The sequence below is a fragment of the Kaistia adipata DSM 17808 genome (genome assembly GCF_000423225.1).
Lineage (GTDB): Bacteria > Pseudomonadota > Alphaproteobacteria > Rhizobiales > Kaistiaceae > Kaistia > Kaistia adipata.
The window spans coordinates 779632-795955 of record NZ_KE383991.1 but is presented as its reverse complement, the minus strand read 5'-3'; the positions used below and the strand labels follow the sequence as shown (position 1 = coordinate 795955).

The 16324-nt window shown below is 68.3% G+C and carries 14 protein-coding genes; all 14 read left to right on the top strand.

The annotated features are described in order from the left end of the window. Positions 1-186: 186 nt before the first annotated feature. The 14 genes from G539_RS0116625 to ftsA all read left to right on the top strand — a co-directional run bounded on the left by G539_RS0116625 (position 187) and on the right by ftsA (position 16267). Positions 187-657, top strand: a complete 471-nt coding sequence (locus G539_RS0116625) for a division/cell wall cluster transcriptional repressor MraZ (protein WP_029076196.1) — start codon at positions 187-189, stop codon at positions 655-657. Then, positions 654-1673, top strand: a complete 1020-nt coding sequence (gene rsmH / locus G539_RS0116620; RefSeq protein ID WP_029076195.1) for a 16S rRNA (cytosine(1402)-N(4))-methyltransferase RsmH — start codon at positions 654-656, stop codon at positions 1671-1673. The genes G539_RS0116625 and rsmH overlap by 4 nt, the downstream gene beginning before the upstream one ends. Next, positions 1673-2092: a cell division protein FtsL gene (gene ftsL, locus G539_RS25185; protein ID WP_051231545.1), complete on the top strand. Its 420-nt coding sequence runs from the start codon at positions 1673-1675 to the stop codon at positions 2090-2092. Before rsmH ends, ftsL begins: the two co-directional genes overlap by 1 nt. Further along, positions 2089-3822 carry a peptidoglycan D,D-transpeptidase FtsI family protein gene (locus tag G539_RS0116610; protein ID WP_029076194.1) on the top strand — a complete coding sequence of 578 codons (1734 nt, stop codon included), beginning with the start codon at positions 2089-2091 and terminating at the stop codon, positions 3820-3822. The genes ftsL and G539_RS0116610 overlap by 4 nt, the downstream gene beginning before the upstream one ends. A 54-nt stretch (positions 3823-3876) precedes the next feature. Beyond that, positions 3877-5337, top strand: a complete 1461-nt coding sequence (locus tag G539_RS0116605; RefSeq protein WP_029076193.1) for a UDP-N-acetylmuramoyl-L-alanyl-D-glutamate--2,6-diaminopimelate ligase — start codon at positions 3877-3879, stop codon at positions 5335-5337. Beyond that, entirely contained in the window at positions 5334-6785 is a 1452-nt protein-coding gene (locus tag G539_RS0116600; RefSeq protein ID WP_029076192.1) for a UDP-N-acetylmuramoylalanyl-D-glutamyl-2,6-diaminopimelate--D-alanyl-D-alanine ligase, read from the top strand. The genes G539_RS0116605 and G539_RS0116600 overlap by 4 nt, the downstream gene beginning before the upstream one ends. Further along, the gene (gene mraY / locus G539_RS0116595; protein ID WP_029076191.1) at positions 6785-7870 is read left to right on the top strand and encodes a phospho-N-acetylmuramoyl-pentapeptide-transferase; all 1086 of its coding nucleotides are present in this window, start codon (positions 6785-6787) and stop codon (positions 7868-7870) included. Before G539_RS0116600 ends, mraY begins: the two co-directional genes overlap by 1 nt. Before the next feature lie 7 nt (positions 7871-7877). Beyond that, complete coding sequence (gene murD / locus G539_RS0116590) at positions 7878-9278, top strand: UDP-N-acetylmuramoyl-L-alanine--D-glutamate ligase (RefSeq protein WP_029076190.1); 1401 nt, start codon at positions 7878-7880, stop codon at positions 9276-9278. Next, positions 9278-10432, top strand: a complete 1155-nt coding sequence (gene ftsW, locus G539_RS0116585) for a putative lipid II flippase FtsW (protein ID WP_029076189.1) — start codon at positions 9278-9280, stop codon at positions 10430-10432. The genes murD and ftsW overlap by 1 nt, the downstream gene beginning before the upstream one ends. 4 nt (positions 10433-10436) lie before the next feature. Beyond that, positions 10437-11555, top strand: coding sequence for an undecaprenyldiphospho-muramoylpentapeptide beta-N-acetylglucosaminyltransferase (gene murG, locus G539_RS0116580; RefSeq protein WP_029076188.1), 1119 nt, complete (start codon positions 10437-10439; stop codon positions 11553-11555). Between the two features lie 2 nt (positions 11556-11557). Further along, complete coding sequence (murC, locus tag G539_RS0116575) at positions 11558-12970, top strand: UDP-N-acetylmuramate--L-alanine ligase (protein WP_029076187.1); 1413 nt, start codon at positions 11558-11560, stop codon at positions 12968-12970. Positions 12971-13122: 152 nt separating this feature from the next. Next, a complete protein-coding gene (locus tag G539_RS0116570; RefSeq protein WP_029076186.1) occupies positions 13123-14046 on the top strand; it encodes a D-alanine--D-alanine ligase in 924 nt (307 codons plus the stop codon). Next, positions 14034-14945: a cell division protein FtsQ/DivIB gene (locus G539_RS25180; protein ID WP_051231543.1), complete on the top strand. Its 912-nt coding sequence runs from the start codon at positions 14034-14036 to the stop codon at positions 14943-14945. Before G539_RS0116570 ends, G539_RS25180 begins: the two co-directional genes overlap by 13 nt. A gap of 29 nt (positions 14946-14974) precedes the next feature. After that, positions 14975-16267, top strand: coding sequence for a cell division protein FtsA (gene ftsA, locus G539_RS0116560; RefSeq protein WP_029076185.1), 1293 nt, complete (start codon positions 14975-14977; stop codon positions 16265-16267). Positions 16268-16324: the final 57 nt, after the last annotated feature.

The window sequence follows — 16324 nt, the reverse complement described above, 5'->3', positions numbered from 1 at the left end:
TGCCCATGATATCCCAAATCATCCCGGTTCGAGGGCGCTGCGACCGACTTTTGCGGGTCGGCACGCAGGGCGGCGTGGCACGCCGGGGTGTTGTTTCCAGTCTGCGTCCATTGGGTGAGTTCCAGCCGCTTCAAGCGGGCGGATCGCCAATGGGCAATTTTGAGAGGGGCGCCGGCGCGAAGGGTGATGGAAGAATTCGTTTCAACCTTCACCAACAGGCTGGACTCGAAGGGGCGGGTCTCGATCCCCGCTTCGTTTCGTGCCGTGCTGGCGCGCGACGGCTTCGAGGGGCTCTATTGCTGCCCGACGCTGGACCAGAACGCCGTGGATGCCGGGGGCAATCGCCTCGTGACGCAGATCCGCTCCAGCCTGGCCCTGTTCGAGCCGTTTTCCGAGGATCACGAGTTTCTCTCGACGACGCTGATCGGCGAGAGCGAGGTGCTGAAGGTCGATCCGGAGGGGCGCGTGGCGCTGTCGGAGGCGATCAAGGCGCATGCCGGCATCCGCGACACGGTGACCTTCGTCGGCCAGGGCTACAAGTTCCAGATCTGGGAACCGGACCGTTTCGTCGCCTATCGGGACGAGGCCAAGAGCCGCGTGCGCGAACTGCGCCGCCGCCTGGGCTCCGGCCTACGCGCGTCGGGAGGGACGGAATGAGCGCAACGTCACATCAGGGCGGCGCCGACCGCCACGTTCCGGTCCTGCTGGACGAGGTCCTGCGCTACCTGGCCCCGAAGCCGGGCGAGGTCGTCGTCGACGGCACGTTCGGTCTCGGCGGTTACAGCCGCGCCATCCTCGGCGCCGGCGCGAATGTCATCGGCATTGATCGCGATCCGAACGCCATCGCCGACGGCCAGGCGCTGGTCGCCGAGTTCGGCGGCCGCCTCAGGCTGGCGCATGGCCGCTTTGGCGATCTCGATGCCATCGCCGCCGAACAGGGGCATGAGCGGGTCGACGGCGTCGTGCTCGACATCGGCGTCTCGTCGATGCAGCTCGACGAGGCCGAGCGCGGCTTCTCGTTCCGCTTCGACGGCCCGCTCGACATGCGCATGAGCCAGGAAGGCCCGAGCGCCGCCGACGTCGTCAACACGATGGATGCGCGCGATCTCGCCCGCATCATCTCGGTGCTGGGCGAGGAACGCCGCGCCGCCGCGGTCGCCCGCGCCATCACGCAGGACCGCGTCGCCAAGCCCTATCTGCGCACCAGCGAACTGGCGGGCCTCGTCGAGCGCGTCGTCGGCAAGAAGCCGACCGACCCGATCCACCCCGCCACCCGCACCTTCCAGGCGCTGCGGATCTACGTGAACCAGGAGCTCGACGAACTCGGCCGGGCGCTGGCGGCGGCCGAGCGCGTGCTGAAGCCGGGCGGCCGGCTCGTCATCGTCTCGTTCCATTCGCTCGAGGATCGCATCGTCAAGCGCTTCCTCGCGGAGCGGAGCGAGGTGAGGGCGGGGGGCTCGCGCCACATGCCGGAGCGCGAGGTCGCGGCGCCGACCTTCACGCTCGCGGTCAAGGGCGCGGTGGTGGCCGGCGACGCCGAGACCGCGCGCAACCCGCGCGCCCGCTCCGCCAAGCTTCGCGCCGGCATCCGGACGGAGGCGCCGTCGCGCCCGTTCGACGCCCACGCCGCCGGCGTCCCGGCGCTTCCCGAATTCAAAGCCGCGAGGTCGTAATGCTCAGGGCACTCAACGTCATCTGGGTCGCTTTGATGGTCGCCGGCGCGGTGCTGACCTACGTCATGAAGGATCGCGCCGGTCGCGCTGCCGATCACGTCATGGAGCTGCGTCGCGACATCGCGCGCGAGAAGGAGCTGATGACCGTTCTCAGCGCCGAGTGGAGCGTGCTGGACCAGCCAGCGCGCCTGCAGGGCCTGGTCGAGCGCTATGGCGACTATCTGCATCTGCAGCCGCTCGAAGTGCGCCAGATCGCGACGCTCGCCGACGTGCCGTCGAAGCCGATCGAGAGCCCGGTCGCCGGCCTCGACGGCCTGATCACCAGCGGCGTCGGCAAGCCTGCCGCCGCGGCCAAGCCGCATTCGCCGGCCAATCCGCTTCCTCCCGCCAGGCCCCGGATTCCGGGAGCACAGCCATGACGATGACCTTCACCGACCGCCCCGGCACCTTCAGCCCCGCCAGCGGGGCGCGCCATGTTTCCCTGAAGGGCGCCGGCAAGGCGCGCCGCGACCAGACGCGCAGCCGCATCGGCCTGACGATGATGGCCTTCATGCTGGTCTATTGCGTCATCGGCGGCCGCCTCGTCATGCTCGGCATGAGCGAGCAGGCGGCGGCCGGCGCGCGCGGCAGCGCCGCGTCCTCGGTCGCGACCGCGCGGCCGAACATCGTCGACCGCAATGGCGAGATCCTCGCCACCGACATCAAGACGTCGTCGCTCTTCGCCGAGCCGAACAAGATGGTCGATCCCGACGAGGCGGCCGAGCTGATCACCAGCGTCCTGACCGACATCGACGCCGACCAGCTGCGCAAGCGCCTCTCGACCAATGCCGGCTTCGTCTGGATCAAGCGCGAGATCACGCCGAAGCAGCAGCAGGAACTGCACAATCTCGGCATTCCGGGCGTCGGCTTCCTGACCGAGAACCGCCGCTTCTATCCGGGCGGTCCGGCCGCCGCGCACATTGTCGGCCTCGTCAACATCGACAATGAGGGTATCGCCGGCATCGAGAAGGCGATCGACGAGCGCGGCCTCGGCGATCTGCATGGCGCGGGTTTCGCCACCAAGGGCGCCGACCTGCAGCCGGTCAAGCTGTCGATCGACATGCGCGTGCAGCACATCCTGCGCGACGAGCTGGCCGGCGCCATGCAGCGCTACCAGTCGCTCGCCGCCATGGGCGTGATCGTCAACGCCAAGACCGGCGAAGTGATGGCCATGGCCTCGCTGCCCGATTTCGACCCGAACAATCCGGTCGACGCCAACAAGCCCGACCGCCTCAACCGCCTGACTGCCGGCACCTACGAGCTCGGCTCGGTGTTCAAGAGCTTCACCTTCGCGATGGCGCTCGATTCCGGCCGCGTCAAGATGAGCGACAGCATCGATGCGCGCTTCCCGATCCGGGTCGGCCGCCAGCAGATCCGCGACTATCGCGGCAAGGCGCGCTTCCTCTCCGTGCCGGAAGTGTTCAGGTACTCGTCGAACATCGGCACGGCCAAGATGGCGCTCGCCGTCGGCCAGGAAGAGCAGCAGGAGTATCTGAAGAAGCTCGGCCTCTCGACGCGGCTGAAGACGGACCTGCCCGAGGTCGCGACGCCGCAGGTGCCGAAGCGCTGGAGCCAGGCGACGCAGCTTACCGTCTCCTTCGGCCACGGTATCGCGATCACGCCGATGCAGGCGGCCATGGCCGACGTCGCGCTCGTCAATGGCGGCTACCTGCTGTCGCCGACCTTCTACCCGCGCACGCAGGAGGAGGCGATGGCCAGCTCGGCCCAGGTGATCTCGAAGCACACGAGCGACCAGATGCGCTGGCTGTTCCGCTTCAACGCCGTCAACGGCTCCGGCCGCAATGGCGACGTGCAGGGCTATGTCGTCGGCGGCAAGACCGGCACCGCCGAGAAGATCGTCAACGGCCGCTATGTCGAGGGAACCTATCTGAACTCGTTCCTGTCGACCTTCCCGATGGACGACCCGCAATATGTCATGCTGATCACGATCGACGATCCGAAGCCCGAGAAGCCCGGCCTGCCGGCGCTCGCGGCCTGGAACGCCGCCAAGGTCAGCTCCAATGTCGTCCGCCGCGCCGCCGACATTCTCGGCGTTCGGCCCCGCTCGGAGAGCGAAGGTCAGCCGGATGCCTTGCTTGTGTCGTATTGAGGTTCGAAGAGCGGCAGATCCAAAACGTGAAGATCGAGAGGATTCGCTCCCAGTATGCGGCTCGGTGATCTAGCTTCGAACGACTTTCCGATTGCGCCCGAAGCGGGCGCGATCGTCATTTCCGGACTGACGGCGGACAGCCGCGCCGTCCGGCTAGGCTTTCTTTTCGCGGCCCTCAAGGGCGCCGCCGCCGATGGCGGACGTTTCGCCCCGGAGGCGGTGAAGCGCGGCGCGGCCGCGGTTCTTGCCGGCGCCGACACCGAACTGCCGCCGGATCTCGGCGTGCCGGTGCTGCGCGCCGCCGATCCGCGCCTGGCGCTCGCGCGGATCGCTTCGCGCTTCTATCCGCTGCAGCCGGAGCAGATGGTCGCCGTCACCGGCACCAGCGGCAAGACCTCGGTCGCCGCCTTCGTCCGCCAGATCTTCGAGACGGCGGGCAAGCAGGCCGCCTCGATCGGCACCATCGGCGTCGTCTCGCCGACCGGCTCCGACTATGGCAGCCTGACCACGCCCGACCCGATCCGCCTGCACGAGATCCTCGACACGCTGGCGCGCCAGGGCGTCACCCACGCCGCGCTCGAGGCCTCCAGCCACGGCCTCGACCAGCACCGGCTCGACGGCGTGCGCCTCGTCGCCGCCGCCTTCACCAATCTCGGCCGCGACCACATGGACTACCATCCGACGGTCGAACACTATCTCGAGGCCAAGCTGAAGCTGTTCGGCGCGTTGCTGCCCGAGGGACAGACCGCCGTCGTCGACGCCGACGGCCCCTATGCCGACGCCGTCATGGCGGTGGCGCGGCGGCGCGGCCAGCGCCTGATCGATGTCGGCCGCGCGGGCCGCGCGATCCGCCTCGTCAAGGCGCAACCCGACCTCCACAGCCAGGCGCTGGAACTCGAGGTGTTCGGCACGCCGATGGACGTGCGGCTGCCGCTCGCCGGCGGCTTCCAGATCTCCAACGCGCTCGTAGCCGCCGGCCTCGCCATCGGCGCGGGCATCGCGCCCGAAACGGCGATCCACGCGCTCGGCGGCCTCGTCGGCGCGCCGGGAAGGCTGGAGCGCGTCGGCGTCACCGACAAGGGCGCGCTGGTCTTCATCGACTACGCCCACAAGCCCGACGCGATCGAGCATGCGCTCGGCGCGCTTCGCCCGATGACGCGCAAGCGGCTGTTCGTCGTCTTCGGCGCCGGCGGCGACCGCGACGCCGGCAAGCGGCCGCTGATGGGCGAGGCGGCCAGCCGCCATGCCGACGTCGTCATCGTCACCGACGACAACCCCCGCTCCGAGGATCCCGCCCGGATTCGCTCCGAAATCCTCGCCGCCGCGCCGAACGCCATCGAGATCGGCGATCGCAAGACGGCGATCACCGAGGCGATCGCCATGCTCGGGGAGGGCGACGTGCTCTGCGTCGCCGGCAAGGGGCATGAGACCGGCCAGATCGTGAACGGCGTCGTGCTGCCTTTCTCCGACCACGAGGTCGTCGCGGCGGCGCTGGCCGCGGAGGCACGCACATGACCGAGGCGCTCTGGACCTTCGAGGCCTTCGTCGATGCCATGCATGGCCGGCCGACCAATGCCGGCCCGTCGATTTCCGGCATCTCGATCGACAGCCGCACCGTCCAGCCGGGTGACGCCTTCTTCGCCATCCTCGGCGACCGCTTCGACGGCCATCGCTTCGTCGGCGCCGCCGCCGCGCATGGCGCGACCGTCGCCGTGGTGTCGGAGGACAAGCTCGCCGGGCTCGGCCGCATGACGATCCCGCTCGTCGTCGTCTCCGACGTGCTCGAGGCGCTGGAGCAGCTGGGCCGTGCCGCCCGCGCCCGCGCCACCGGGCGGATCGCGGCGGTGACCGGCAGCGTCGGCAAGACCTCGACCAAGGAGATGCTCGGCCACGTGCTGTCGGCGCAGGGGGCGACGCATTTCTCGCCGGCCTCGTTCAACAATCACTGGGGCGTGCCGCTGACCTTGTCGCGCATGCCGGCCGATGCGCGCTTCGCCGTGTTCGAGATCGGCATGAACCATCCCGGCGAGATCACCCCGCTGGTCGGACAGGTCCGGCCGCATGTGGCTATTGTTACCACGATCGAGCCGGTTCACCTGGAGTTCTTCCCGGACGGCATCGACGGCATCACCCGCGCCAAGGCGGAGATCTTCTCCGGCGTCGAGCCGGGCGGCAGCGTCATCCTGAACGGCGACAGCCCGCAATTCGAGCGGCTGGCGCTGCTCGCCATGGATGCGGGCATCAACAACGTGCTGTCGTTCGGATCCGGGCGCGATGCCGATGCGCGGCTCGAGGCCCTCGACCTGCAGCCGGCCTATTCGCGCGTCACCGCCCGTATCCTCGAGCAGGAGGTCGGCTTCATCGTCGGCGCCCCTGGGCGTCATCTGGTGCAGAACGCGCTCGCGGTGCTGCTCGCCGTGGCGCAGATGGGCGGCGACGTCGCCCTGGCGGCCAGCGCGCTCGGCGGCCTCGGCGCGCCGAAGGGACGCGGCGCCCGGCACGAGCTCGCGATCGGCGAAGGCCGCGCCACGCTGATCGACGAGAGCTACAACGCAAGCCCCGTCTCGATGCGCGCCGCCTTCGCGGTGCTGGCGCAGGCGGTGCCGGAAGGCGCCGGCCAGCGCATCGCCGTGCTCGGCGACATGCGCGAGCTCGGCCCGGACACGCTGGATCTCCATGCCGGCCTCGCCGAGTCGCTCGTCGCCGCCGGCATCGACCGCGCCTATCTCGCCGGTCCTTCGATGCTGGCGCTCTGGGAGGCCTTGCCGCCGGCCATGCGGGGCCATTATTCCGAAACCGCGAGCGAACTCGAGCCGATTCTCCTCGAACAAGTCGCCGCCGGCGACGTCTTGATGGTCAAGGGCTCGAATGGCAGCCGGATGGCGCCGTTGGTCGAGGCTCTGCTGACACGATATGCGCTGGCGCCTCACCAAGGCGATCCCGCCACTGAAGGACCCGTCTGATGCTGTACCTGCTGGGGGATCTCTCCACGCAATTCTCTGGGCTCAACGTCTTCCGCTACATCACCTTCCGGGTGGGCGGCGCGACGATGACGGCGCTGATCTTCGTCTTCCTGTTCGGCCCGGCCATCATCCGGGCCCTGAAGATCAAGCAGGGCAAGGGGCAGCCGATCCGCGAGGACGGGCCGCAGAGCCACCTGGTCACCAAGAAGGGCACGCCCACCATGGGCGGCCTGATGATCCTGTCGGGGCTGATCGTCTCGACGCTGCTCTGGGCCAACCTCTCCAGCTTCTATGTCTGGACCGTGCTCGGGGTTACCGTCGGTTTCGGCCTGATCGGCTTCTATGACGACTATCTCAAGGTCACGAAGCAGAGCCACAAGGGCTTTTCCGGCCGCTCGCGCCTGGCCGTCGAATTCGCCATCGCGGCCATCGCTTGTATCGCGATCTCGCACCTGTCGAGCGGGCCGCTCTCCAACACGCTGACCTTTCCCTTCGTCAAGGCGGTCGTCATCGACCTCGGCTGGTTCTTCATTCCCTTCGGCGCCTTCGTCATCGTCGGCGCCGGCAATGCCGTGAACCTGACCGACGGCCTCGACGGCCTCGCCATCGTCCCGGTCATGGTCGCCACCGCCTCCTTCGGCGTGATGGCCTATCTCTCGGGCAACGCGATCTTCGCCGAATATCTGCAGATCCACTTCGTGCCCGGCACGGGCGAACTCGCCGTGCTCTGCGGCGCCATGCTCGGCGCCGGCCTCGGCTTCCTCTGGTTCAACGCGCCGCCGGCGGCGATCTTCATGGGCGACACCGGTTCGCTGGCACTTGGCGGCATGCTCGGCGCAATCGCCGTCGCCACCAAGCACGAGATCGTGCTCGCCATCGTCGGCGGCCTGTTCGTGCTCGAGGCCGTCTCGGTGATCATCCAGGTGCTGTCGTTCAAGCTGACCGGCAAGCGCGTGTTCAAGATGGCGCCGATCCACCATCATTTCGAACATCTCGGCTGGACCGAGCCGCAGGTCGTGATCCGCTTCTGGATCATCGCGGTCGTCCTCGCCCTGATCGGCCTCTCCAGCCTGAAGATCCGGTAACGTCACGATGATCCCGATCACCTCCTTCGCCGGCAAGTCGGTCGCGGTCTTCGGACTGGGCGGCAGCGGCATCGTCACGGCGCAAGCGCTCGTCGCCGGCGGCGCGAAGGTCGTAGCCTGGGACGACAACGCCGAGTCGGTCGCCAAGGCGGCCGCTGCCGGCATCCCGACCGGCGACCTGCGCCAGCAGGATTTCGCCGGCTTCTCGGCGCTCGTGCTGTCGCCGGGCGTGCCGCTGACCCATCCGGTGCCGCACTGGACGGTGGATCTCGCCAAGGCGACGGGCATCGAGATCATCGGCGACATCGAGCTGTTCTGCCGCGAGCGCCGGGCGACCGCGCCGGGCGCGCCGTTCATCGCCATCACCGGCACCAACGGCAAGTCGACGACGACGGCGCTGATCGCGCATCTCTTCCGCACCGCCGGATGGGACGTTCAGCTCGGCGGCAATATCGGCACGGCGATCCTGTCGCTGGAGCCTCCGGCGACGGACCGCATCCACATCGTCGAATGCTCCTCGTTCCAGATCGACCTGGCGCCGACGATCGACCCGACCGTCGGCGTGCTGCTGAACCTCACCGAGGACCATCTCGACCGCCACGACACGATGGAGCGCTATGCCGCCATCAAGGCGCGACTGGTGCGCGGCGCCGACACGGCGGTGATCGGCATCGACGACGAATGGTGCGCGACCATCGCCTCCGATCTCGACGCGATCGGCAAGCCGGTCGAGCGCCTGTCGGTGCGCCGCCCCGTCGCCACGGGCTTCTACGCCGATCGCGGCCGCATCTTCGAGGCCGACGACGCGGTGGTGCGCCAGGTCGCCGATCTCGCCGGCATCGGCTCGCTGCGCGGCGCCCACAACGCCCAGAACGCGGCGGCGGCGATCGCCACCGCGCGGGTGATCGGCCTCTCCGAGACGGTGATCGTGGCGGGACTGAAGAGCTTCCCAGGCCTCGCGCACCGCATGGAAGAGGTGGCGCGGATCGGCAAGGTGCTGTTCGTCAACGACTCGAAGGCGACCAATGCCGATGCGGCCGAGAAGGCGCTTTCGAGCTTCGACCGCATCTACTGGATCGCCGGCGGCAAGCCGAAGACCGGCGGCATCACCAGTCTCGCGCCCTATTTCCCGAGGATCGTCAAGGCCTATCTGATCGGCGCGGCGGCGGAGGAATTCGCCGCGACGCTTGCCGGCAAGGTCGACACGGTGATGGCGGGCACGATGGACGCGGCCGTCGCGGCCGCGGCGCGCGACGCGGCGGCGGATGGCGCGGCCGAGCCGGTCGTGCTGCTGTCGCCGGCCTGCGCCTCCTATGACCAGTATCGAAATTTCGAGATCCGCGGCGACCATTTCCGCGGTCTCGTCCAGGCGCTCGCGGGCGCGCACTCCGTCGCAGAGGTGAAGTGATGGTCAGCAGGGCCAATCGCAGTGTCTTCGCCGAGTGGTGGTGGACCGTCGACAAATATCTGTTGTTCGGGCTCATCGCGCTGATGATGGGCGGCGTCGTGCTGTCGCTGGCCGGCAGCCCGCCGGTCGCCGAGCGCATCGGCCTCGACAGCTTTCACTTCGTGAAGCGCCACATCCTCTTCATGATCCCGACGATCGGCGTGCTGATCGCGACGTCGTTCCTGTCGCCGCGCAACGTCCGGCGCACAGCGCTGATCGTGTTCTCGATCTCCATCGTGCTGATGATCCTGACGCTGTTCGTGGGCCAGGAAGTGAAGGGTGCGCGCCGCTGGATCAACATCCTCGGCTTCTCGATCCAGCCGTCCGAATTCGTCAAGCCGGCCTTCCTGGTGCTGTCGGCCTGGCTCTTCACCGAGAATTCCCGCCGCAACGACATCCCCGGCAACATCTTCGCCATGCTGCTGCTGGCGATCGTCGCGGCGCTGCTCGTGGCCCAGCCGGACCTCGGCCAGACCATGCTGGTGGTGATCTCGTGGTCGGCGGTGTTCTTCATGGCCGGGCTTTCCTGGTTCTGGATCGCCGCGCTCGCCGTGCTCGCCGCCGGCGGCATCCTCGCCGCCTACACGGTGTTCCCGCACTTCGCCGGCCGCATCAACCGGTTCCTCGATCCTGGCGCCGGCGACACCTTCCAGGTCGATACCGCGCTGAACTCGGTCATGCATGGCGGCTGGCTCGGTCGCGGTCCGGGCGAGGGCATCGTCAAGCGTATCCTGCCCGACAGCCACACCGACTTCATCTTCGCGGTCGCCGCCGAGGAATTCGGCATCATCCTCTGCATGGGGCTGGTGCTGATGTTCGGCTTCGTCGTCGTGCGCGGCCTCAGCCACAGCCTGAAGAACGAGGACGCCTTCGTGCGCCTCGCCTCGGCAGGCCTGCTCGTGCTGTTCGGCGTGCAGTCGGTGATCAACATGGCGGTGAACCTGAACCTGATGCCCGCCAAGGGCATGACGCTGCCGTTCATCTCCTATGGCGGTTCGTCGATGATCGCGCTCGCCTTCCAGATGGGCCTGGTGCTGGCGCTGACCCGCCGCCGCTTCGAGCCGGCGCGGCTCACCTCCGGCTTCAGCCGGTTCGGCACGGCGAAGGCTGCGTGAGGCCATGGAGAAGACGATCCTGCTCTGCGCCGGCGGTACCGGCGGGCACCTGTTTCCCGCCGAGGCGCTGGCCTATGCGCTGAAGCGGCGCGGCTGGTCGGTGCATCTCGCCACCGACCATCGCGCCGAGACCTACGGCCAGAACTTCCCGGCCGACGAGACCCACATCATCCGATCCGCCACGCCGTCGGTCCGCTCGCCGAAGGCGATGATCTCTGCTGCCTGGAGCCTGTGGCACGGCTACCGTCAGTCGAAGGCGATGCTGAAGCGGGTCCGGCCCAGCGCCGTCGTCGGTTTCGGCGGCTATCCGACCGTGCCGCCCGTGCTCGCGGCCGCCCATCTCGGCATCCCGACCATCGCGCACGACGCCAACGCCGTGCTCGGCCGTGCCAACCGGCTGCTGGCCAAGCGCGCCAGCGCCGTGGCGACGAGCTTTCCCGAGGTCGGCCATGTGGGCGGCCTCGGCGGCAAGGTGGTGCAGACCGGCAATCCCGTCCGCGAGCAGGTGATCGACGCCAGCAAGGTCGCCTATCCGGCGCTCGCGCAGGGCGGACGGCTCAATCTCGTCATCTTCGGCGGCAGCCAGGGCGCGCGCTTCTTCTCCGATCTTCTGCCCGACGCGCTCGGCAAACTCGCGCCCGGGGAGCGCGTGCGGCTTTCGATCGTGCAGCAGTGCCGGCCCGAGGACCTGGAGCGCGTCCGCGCCGCCTATGCCGGGCTCGGCATCGAGGCCGAGCTCGCGCCGTTCTTCCGCGACATGCCGGCGCGCATCGGCGCTAGCCATCTCGTGATCTCGCGCTCCGGCGCGTCGACCGTCTGCGAGCTCGCCGTCATCGGCCGCCCGGCCATCATGGTGCCGCTGCCCGGCGCCATCGACCAGGACCAGAGCGCCAACGCGCTCGTGCTCGCCAAGGTCGGCGGCGGCTGGGTCGTGCCGCAGCCCGAGTTGACAGCCGACCGCCTGGCGCGCGAATTGACGGGCTTCCTGGCCGAGCCGGGGCGTCTCGCCCAGGCGGCGGCCGCCGCGAAATCAGTCGGACGTCCCGACGCTGACGAACGCCTGGCTGATCTGGTCGAGCGGGTTGCCGGTGGCGAGCGGGTCGGCGCATCCACCGGAGTTTGAACATGAAGATGCCCCGGGACATTGGTCCCGTTCATTTCGTCGGCATTGGCGGTATCGGCATGAGCGGCATCGCCGAGGTGCTGGTCAATCTGGGCTATCGGGTTCAGGGGTCGGACGCGGCCGAGAACGCGAATGTCCAGCGCCTGAAGGCGAAGGGCGCCACGATCGCGATCGGGCATGACGCCGCCAATCTGGGCGACGCCCGCGTCGTCGTCGTCTCTTCCGCCATCAAGGCGAGCAATCCCGAGCTGAAGGCGGCGCGCGAGCGCCTGCTGCCGGTCGTCCGCCGCGCCGAGATGCTGGCCGAGCTGATGCGCCTGAAGAGCGCCATCGCCATCGCCGGCACGCATGGCAAGACGACCACCACCTCGATGGTGGCGGCGCTGCTCGACGCCGGTGGTTTCGACCCGACCGTGATCAATGGCGGCATCATCAACGCCTACGGCACCAATGCGCGCATGGGCGCGAGCGACTGGGTCGTCGTCGAGGCGGATGAGAGCGACGGCACCTTCGTCAAGCTCCCGGCAGACGTGGCGCTCGTCACCAATATCGATCCCGAGCATCTCGACCACTATGGCAGCTTCGACAAGGCGCGTGACGCCTACAAGCAGTTCATCGAGAACATCCCGTTCTACGGCTTCGCCGTGATGTGCCTCGACCATCCCGAGGTGCAGTCACTGATCGGCCGCATCGAGGACCGGCGGCTGATCACCTACGGCGCCAATCCGCAGGCCGACATCCGCTACAGCAATCTGCGCAACGAGAACGGCACCTCGATCTTCACCGCCAGCCTGCGCGACCGCGTCACGGGCGAGACGACGGAGCTGATCGACCTGATCCTGCCGATGCCGGGCGAACACAACGTCCAGAACGCGACCGGCGCCATCGCCATCGCGCATCATCTCGGCATTTCCGACGAGGCGATCCGCAAGGGCCTTGCGGCGTTCGGCGGCGTCAAGCGGCGCTTTACCCGCACCGGCTCGTGGAACGGCGTCGAGGTGTTCGACGATTACGGCCACCATCCGGTCGAGATCGCGGCCGTGCTGCGCGCGGCGCGCGCCTCGACCAAGGGCCGCGTCATCGCCGTGGTCCAGCCGCATCGCTACACGCGCCTGCGCGACCTCTTCGACGGCTTCTGCTCCTGCTTCAACGATGCCGACACCGTGTTCGTCGCGCCGGTCTATGCCGCCGGCGAGGCGCCGATCGAGGGCATCGACAGCGACCATCTGGTCGATGGCATGAAGATGCGCGGCCATCGCGATGCGCGGGTCCTGCTCGGCCCGCAGGCGCTGGCTCCCGAGATCGCGGCGCTCGCCAAGCCCGGCGACTACGTCGTCTGCCTCGGCGCCGGCTCGATCACCAGCTGGGCCTATGCGCTTCCGGGCGAGCTCGAGGCGCTGGCCAAGGCCGGCTGACCGTCGCCACCGCGCGACCGATTGACTCAGTGCAGGAAAGGCGGCCGGAAACGGCCGCCTTTTTCTCGTTCGTGATCGGGTTTGGTTAACGCTTCTTTACCAATTTTCGGAGATATTCCGTTCCAATCCGATTCGGTTGGAAGGAATGCGTTTTGGCGAAGCATGTCGCCGTCCTGATGGGCGGGTGGTCCAGCGAGCGACCCGTGTCGCTCAACTCGGGCAAGGGTTGCGCCGACGCTCTGGAGCAGGCCGGCTACCGGGTCACGCGCGTCGACGTGCAGCGCGACATCGCCGAGGTTCTGGCGAAGCTGAAGCCCGACGTCGCCTTCAACGCCCTGCACGGCCCCTATGGCGAGGACGGCGCCATCCAGGGCGTGCTCGAGATCCTGGGCATCCCCTATACCCATTCCGGCGTGCTCGCCTCGGCGCTTGCCATGAACAAGGCGCGCGCCAAGGACGTGATGAAGGCGGCCGGCATCCCGGTCGCGGAATCGCTCCTGATGCACCGCCTCGAGGTCGCCCGCGCCCATCCGATGAAGCCGCCCTACGTGGTCAAGCCGGTCGCGGAAGGGTCGAGCTTCGGCGTGCTGATCGTCCGCGAGGACGCAATTAACCCGCCTCAGCAATTATTTGCGGATGACTGGGGCTATGGCGAGACCGTCATGGTCGAGCGCTACGTCGGTGGGCGGGAGCTCACCTGCGGGGTCAGGGGCGACGAAGCCTTTGATATCATTGAGCTCGTGATGGCCGATGGTGGCTGGTACGACTATGATTCCAAATATTCGGACCATGGTGCCCGCCACGTTATTCCGGCGCCGCTTTCACCAAATATTTACCAAAGTATACAGAATCTAGCGGTACGGGCGCATCGGGCTCTCGGGTGTCGCGGCATCAGCCGGGCGGACTTCCGATACGACGATCGTCCGGGCGGGACGGGCGAACTCGTCTGTCTCGAAGTGAACACGCAACCGGGCATGACGGCGACGTCGCTGGTCCCGGACATGGCGCGATATGCCGGGATCGACTTCCCGGCGTTGGTCAGTTGGATGGTGGAGGACGCATCTTGCGGCAGGTAAGCCCGAGATCGACCAGGGAAACGAAGGAAGCGCCTGCGGCGGAAGCGGCCTCGTGGCCGAAGCTGCCGCTTTGGCTGCACCGGCGGATCCGCGCCCTCTCGCGGGCCCAGTGGCGGGTTCCCCGCCACGCCGGCCTCAAGGGCACCGCGCTCCTCTTCGCCGCGACCGGCATCGCAGGCGTGATCTCGGCCGATCGCGTCGACGAGACGCTGACCTGGGTCAGCTCGACCTCGGGCCTCGCGATCGAATCCGTGCGCATCACCGGCCAGACCGAGACCTCCGAGATCGCCGTGCTGAACCGGCTCGAGCTCAAGCCCGAGGCATCGCTGGCCTTCTTCGATCTCGCCGCCGCGCGCGAGCGGGTCGAGACGCTGCCCTGGGTCGAGAACGCGACCCTGCGCAAGGTCTATCCCGGCACGCTCAAGATCATGATCGACGAGCGCAAGCCCTTCGTCCTGTGGCAGCGCGACCAGACCCTCTCGGTCATCGACGAGACCGGCCGCGTCATCAGCGATACCGCCGACGGCCACTATGACCTGATCCGCGTGGTCGGGCAGGGCGCCGACAAGCGTGCCGGCGAGGCGCTGGAGCTGGCCGAGACGTCGGCGTCGATCCGCGACCGCCTGCGCGCCGCCGTCCTGATCTCGGAGCGCCGCTGGAACCTCGTCCTCGACAATGGCGTCACCCTGATGCTGCCGCAGGAGCAGCCGGAGCAGGCTCTGGCCCTGATCGCGGCGCTCGATGCGCGCGACGGATTCCTCTCCAAGGATATCGCCAGCGTCGACCTGCGCCTCGGCTCGCGGATGTTCGTCCGCCTGACGCCGGAAGCGGCCGCGCGCCGCACCGCCGAGATCAAGGAACGCGAGAAGCTCGCCAAGCGCAGGGGGGCGAGCACCTGATGTCCCTGTTTGTATCCTCCGATAGCCGCATGCGTCCGCTTCCGACCAAGAAGAGCACTGTCGTCTCCATCCTCGACATCGGATCCTCGAAGATCTGCTGTCTGATCGCCCGGCTGAAGCCGCGCGAGGTCGGCGACGTATTGCCCGGCCGTACCCATGCGGTCGAAGTTCTCGGCATCGGCCACCAGCGTTCGCGCGGCATCAAGTCCGGCGTCGTCGTCGATCTCGACAAGGCCGAGCAGGCGATCCGCATGGCGGTCGACGCGGCGGAGCGGATGGCGGGCTGCACGGTCGAATCGCTGATCGTCAACGTGTCCTGCGGCCGTCTCGCCAGCGAGGCCTTCTCGGCCAGCGTCGCGCTTGCCGGCCACGAGGTCGTCGAGGCCGATATCAAGCGCGTGCTCTCGGCCGGCCGCGAGCATTCGATCACCGAGGATCGCTCGGTCATCCACTCGCTGCCGATCGGCTATGCCATCGATGGCAATGGCGGCATCCGCGATCCGCGCGGCATGCTGGGCGAGCGTCTCGGCGTCGACATGCATGTCGTCACCGGCGAGAGCGCCCCGCTGCGCAATCTCGAGCTGGCGATCGGCCGATGCCACCTCTCCGTCGAGGCGATGGTGGCGACGCCCTACGCCTCGGGCCTGTCGGCGCTCGTCGACGACGAGACGGAACTCGGCGTTGCCTGCGTCGATCTCGGCGGCGGCACCACCACCATCTCGGTTTTCATGGACGGCCAGTTCGTCCATGCCGACGCGATCGCCATCGGCGGCCAGCACGTCACCACCGACATCGCCCGCGGCCTCTCGACCCGGATCGAGGACGCGGAGCGGCTGAAGACCATGCATGGCAGCGCGCTGCCGAGCGTCTCCGACGACCGCGACATCCTCTCGGTGCCGCCGATCGGCGACGACGACCGCGACCTGCCGAACCAGATTCCGCGCTCGGCGCTGACGCGCATCATCCGCGCGCGCATCGAAGAAATCCTGGAACTGGTCCGTGACCGGCTCAATGCCTCCGGATTCCAGACCATGGTCGGCCGGCGCATCGTGTTGACGGGCGGCGCCAGCCAGCTGACCGGCATTACCGAGGCGGCGCGGCGCATTCTCGCCCGCAATGTCCGGCTCGGCCGTCCGCTCGGCGTGACGGGTCTGCCGGAGGCGGCACGCGGGCCGGCCTTCTCGGCCGCGGTGGGTCTCCTGATCTATCCGCAGGTCGCGCAGATCGAGCAGGTATCCGCGATGCGTGGGCATCGATTGGCCATGACCGGGACGGGGGGCTATCTCGCCCGCTTCGGTCACTGGTTCAGAGAGAGTTTCTGAGTTCAGCAGGACGGGACGGCCGCGGCGGGTCGTACCGATTTGATGGAAATATGGTCG

What these genes read in the sequence shown, in the direction of transcription:
- G539_RS0116605 (WP_029076193.1), top strand. Translation starts at nt 3,877, where the DNA reads ATGCGGCTCGGTGATCTAGCTTCGAACGACTTTCCGATTGCGCCCGAA.
- murG (WP_029076188.1), top strand. Translation starts at nt 10,437, where the DNA reads ATGGAGAAGACGATCCTGCTCTGCGCCGGCGGTACCGGCGGGCACCTG.
- ftsL (WP_051231545.1), top strand. Translation starts at nt 1,673, where the DNA reads ATGCTCAGGGCACTCAACGTCATCTGGGTCGCTTTGATGGTCGCCGGC.
- G539_RS0116610 (WP_029076194.1), top strand. Translation starts at nt 2,089, where the DNA reads ATGACGATGACCTTCACCGACCGCCCCGGCACCTTCAGCCCCGCCAGC.
- G539_RS0116600 (WP_029076192.1), top strand. Translation starts at nt 5,334, where the DNA reads ATGACCGAGGCGCTCTGGACCTTCGAGGCCTTCGTCGATGCCATGCAT.
- murC (WP_029076187.1), top strand. Translation starts at nt 11,558, where the DNA reads ATGAAGATGCCCCGGGACATTGGTCCCGTTCATTTCGTCGGCATTGGC.
- ftsA (WP_029076185.1), top strand. Translation starts at nt 14,975, where the DNA reads ATGCGTCCGCTTCCGACCAAGAAGAGCACTGTCGTCTCCATCCTCGAC.
- ftsW (WP_029076189.1), top strand. Translation starts at nt 9,278, where the DNA reads ATGGTCAGCAGGGCCAATCGCAGTGTCTTCGCCGAGTGGTGGTGGACC.
- rsmH (WP_029076195.1), top strand. Translation starts at nt 654, where the DNA reads ATGAGCGCAACGTCACATCAGGGCGGCGCCGACCGCCACGTTCCGGTC.
- mraY (WP_029076191.1), top strand. Translation starts at nt 6,785, where the DNA reads ATGCTGTACCTGCTGGGGGATCTCTCCACGCAATTCTCTGGGCTCAAC.
- G539_RS0116625 (WP_029076196.1), top strand. Translation starts at nt 187, where the DNA reads ATGGAAGAATTCGTTTCAACCTTCACCAACAGGCTGGACTCGAAGGGG.
- murD (WP_029076190.1), top strand. Translation starts at nt 7,878, where the DNA reads ATGATCCCGATCACCTCCTTCGCCGGCAAGTCGGTCGCGGTCTTCGGA.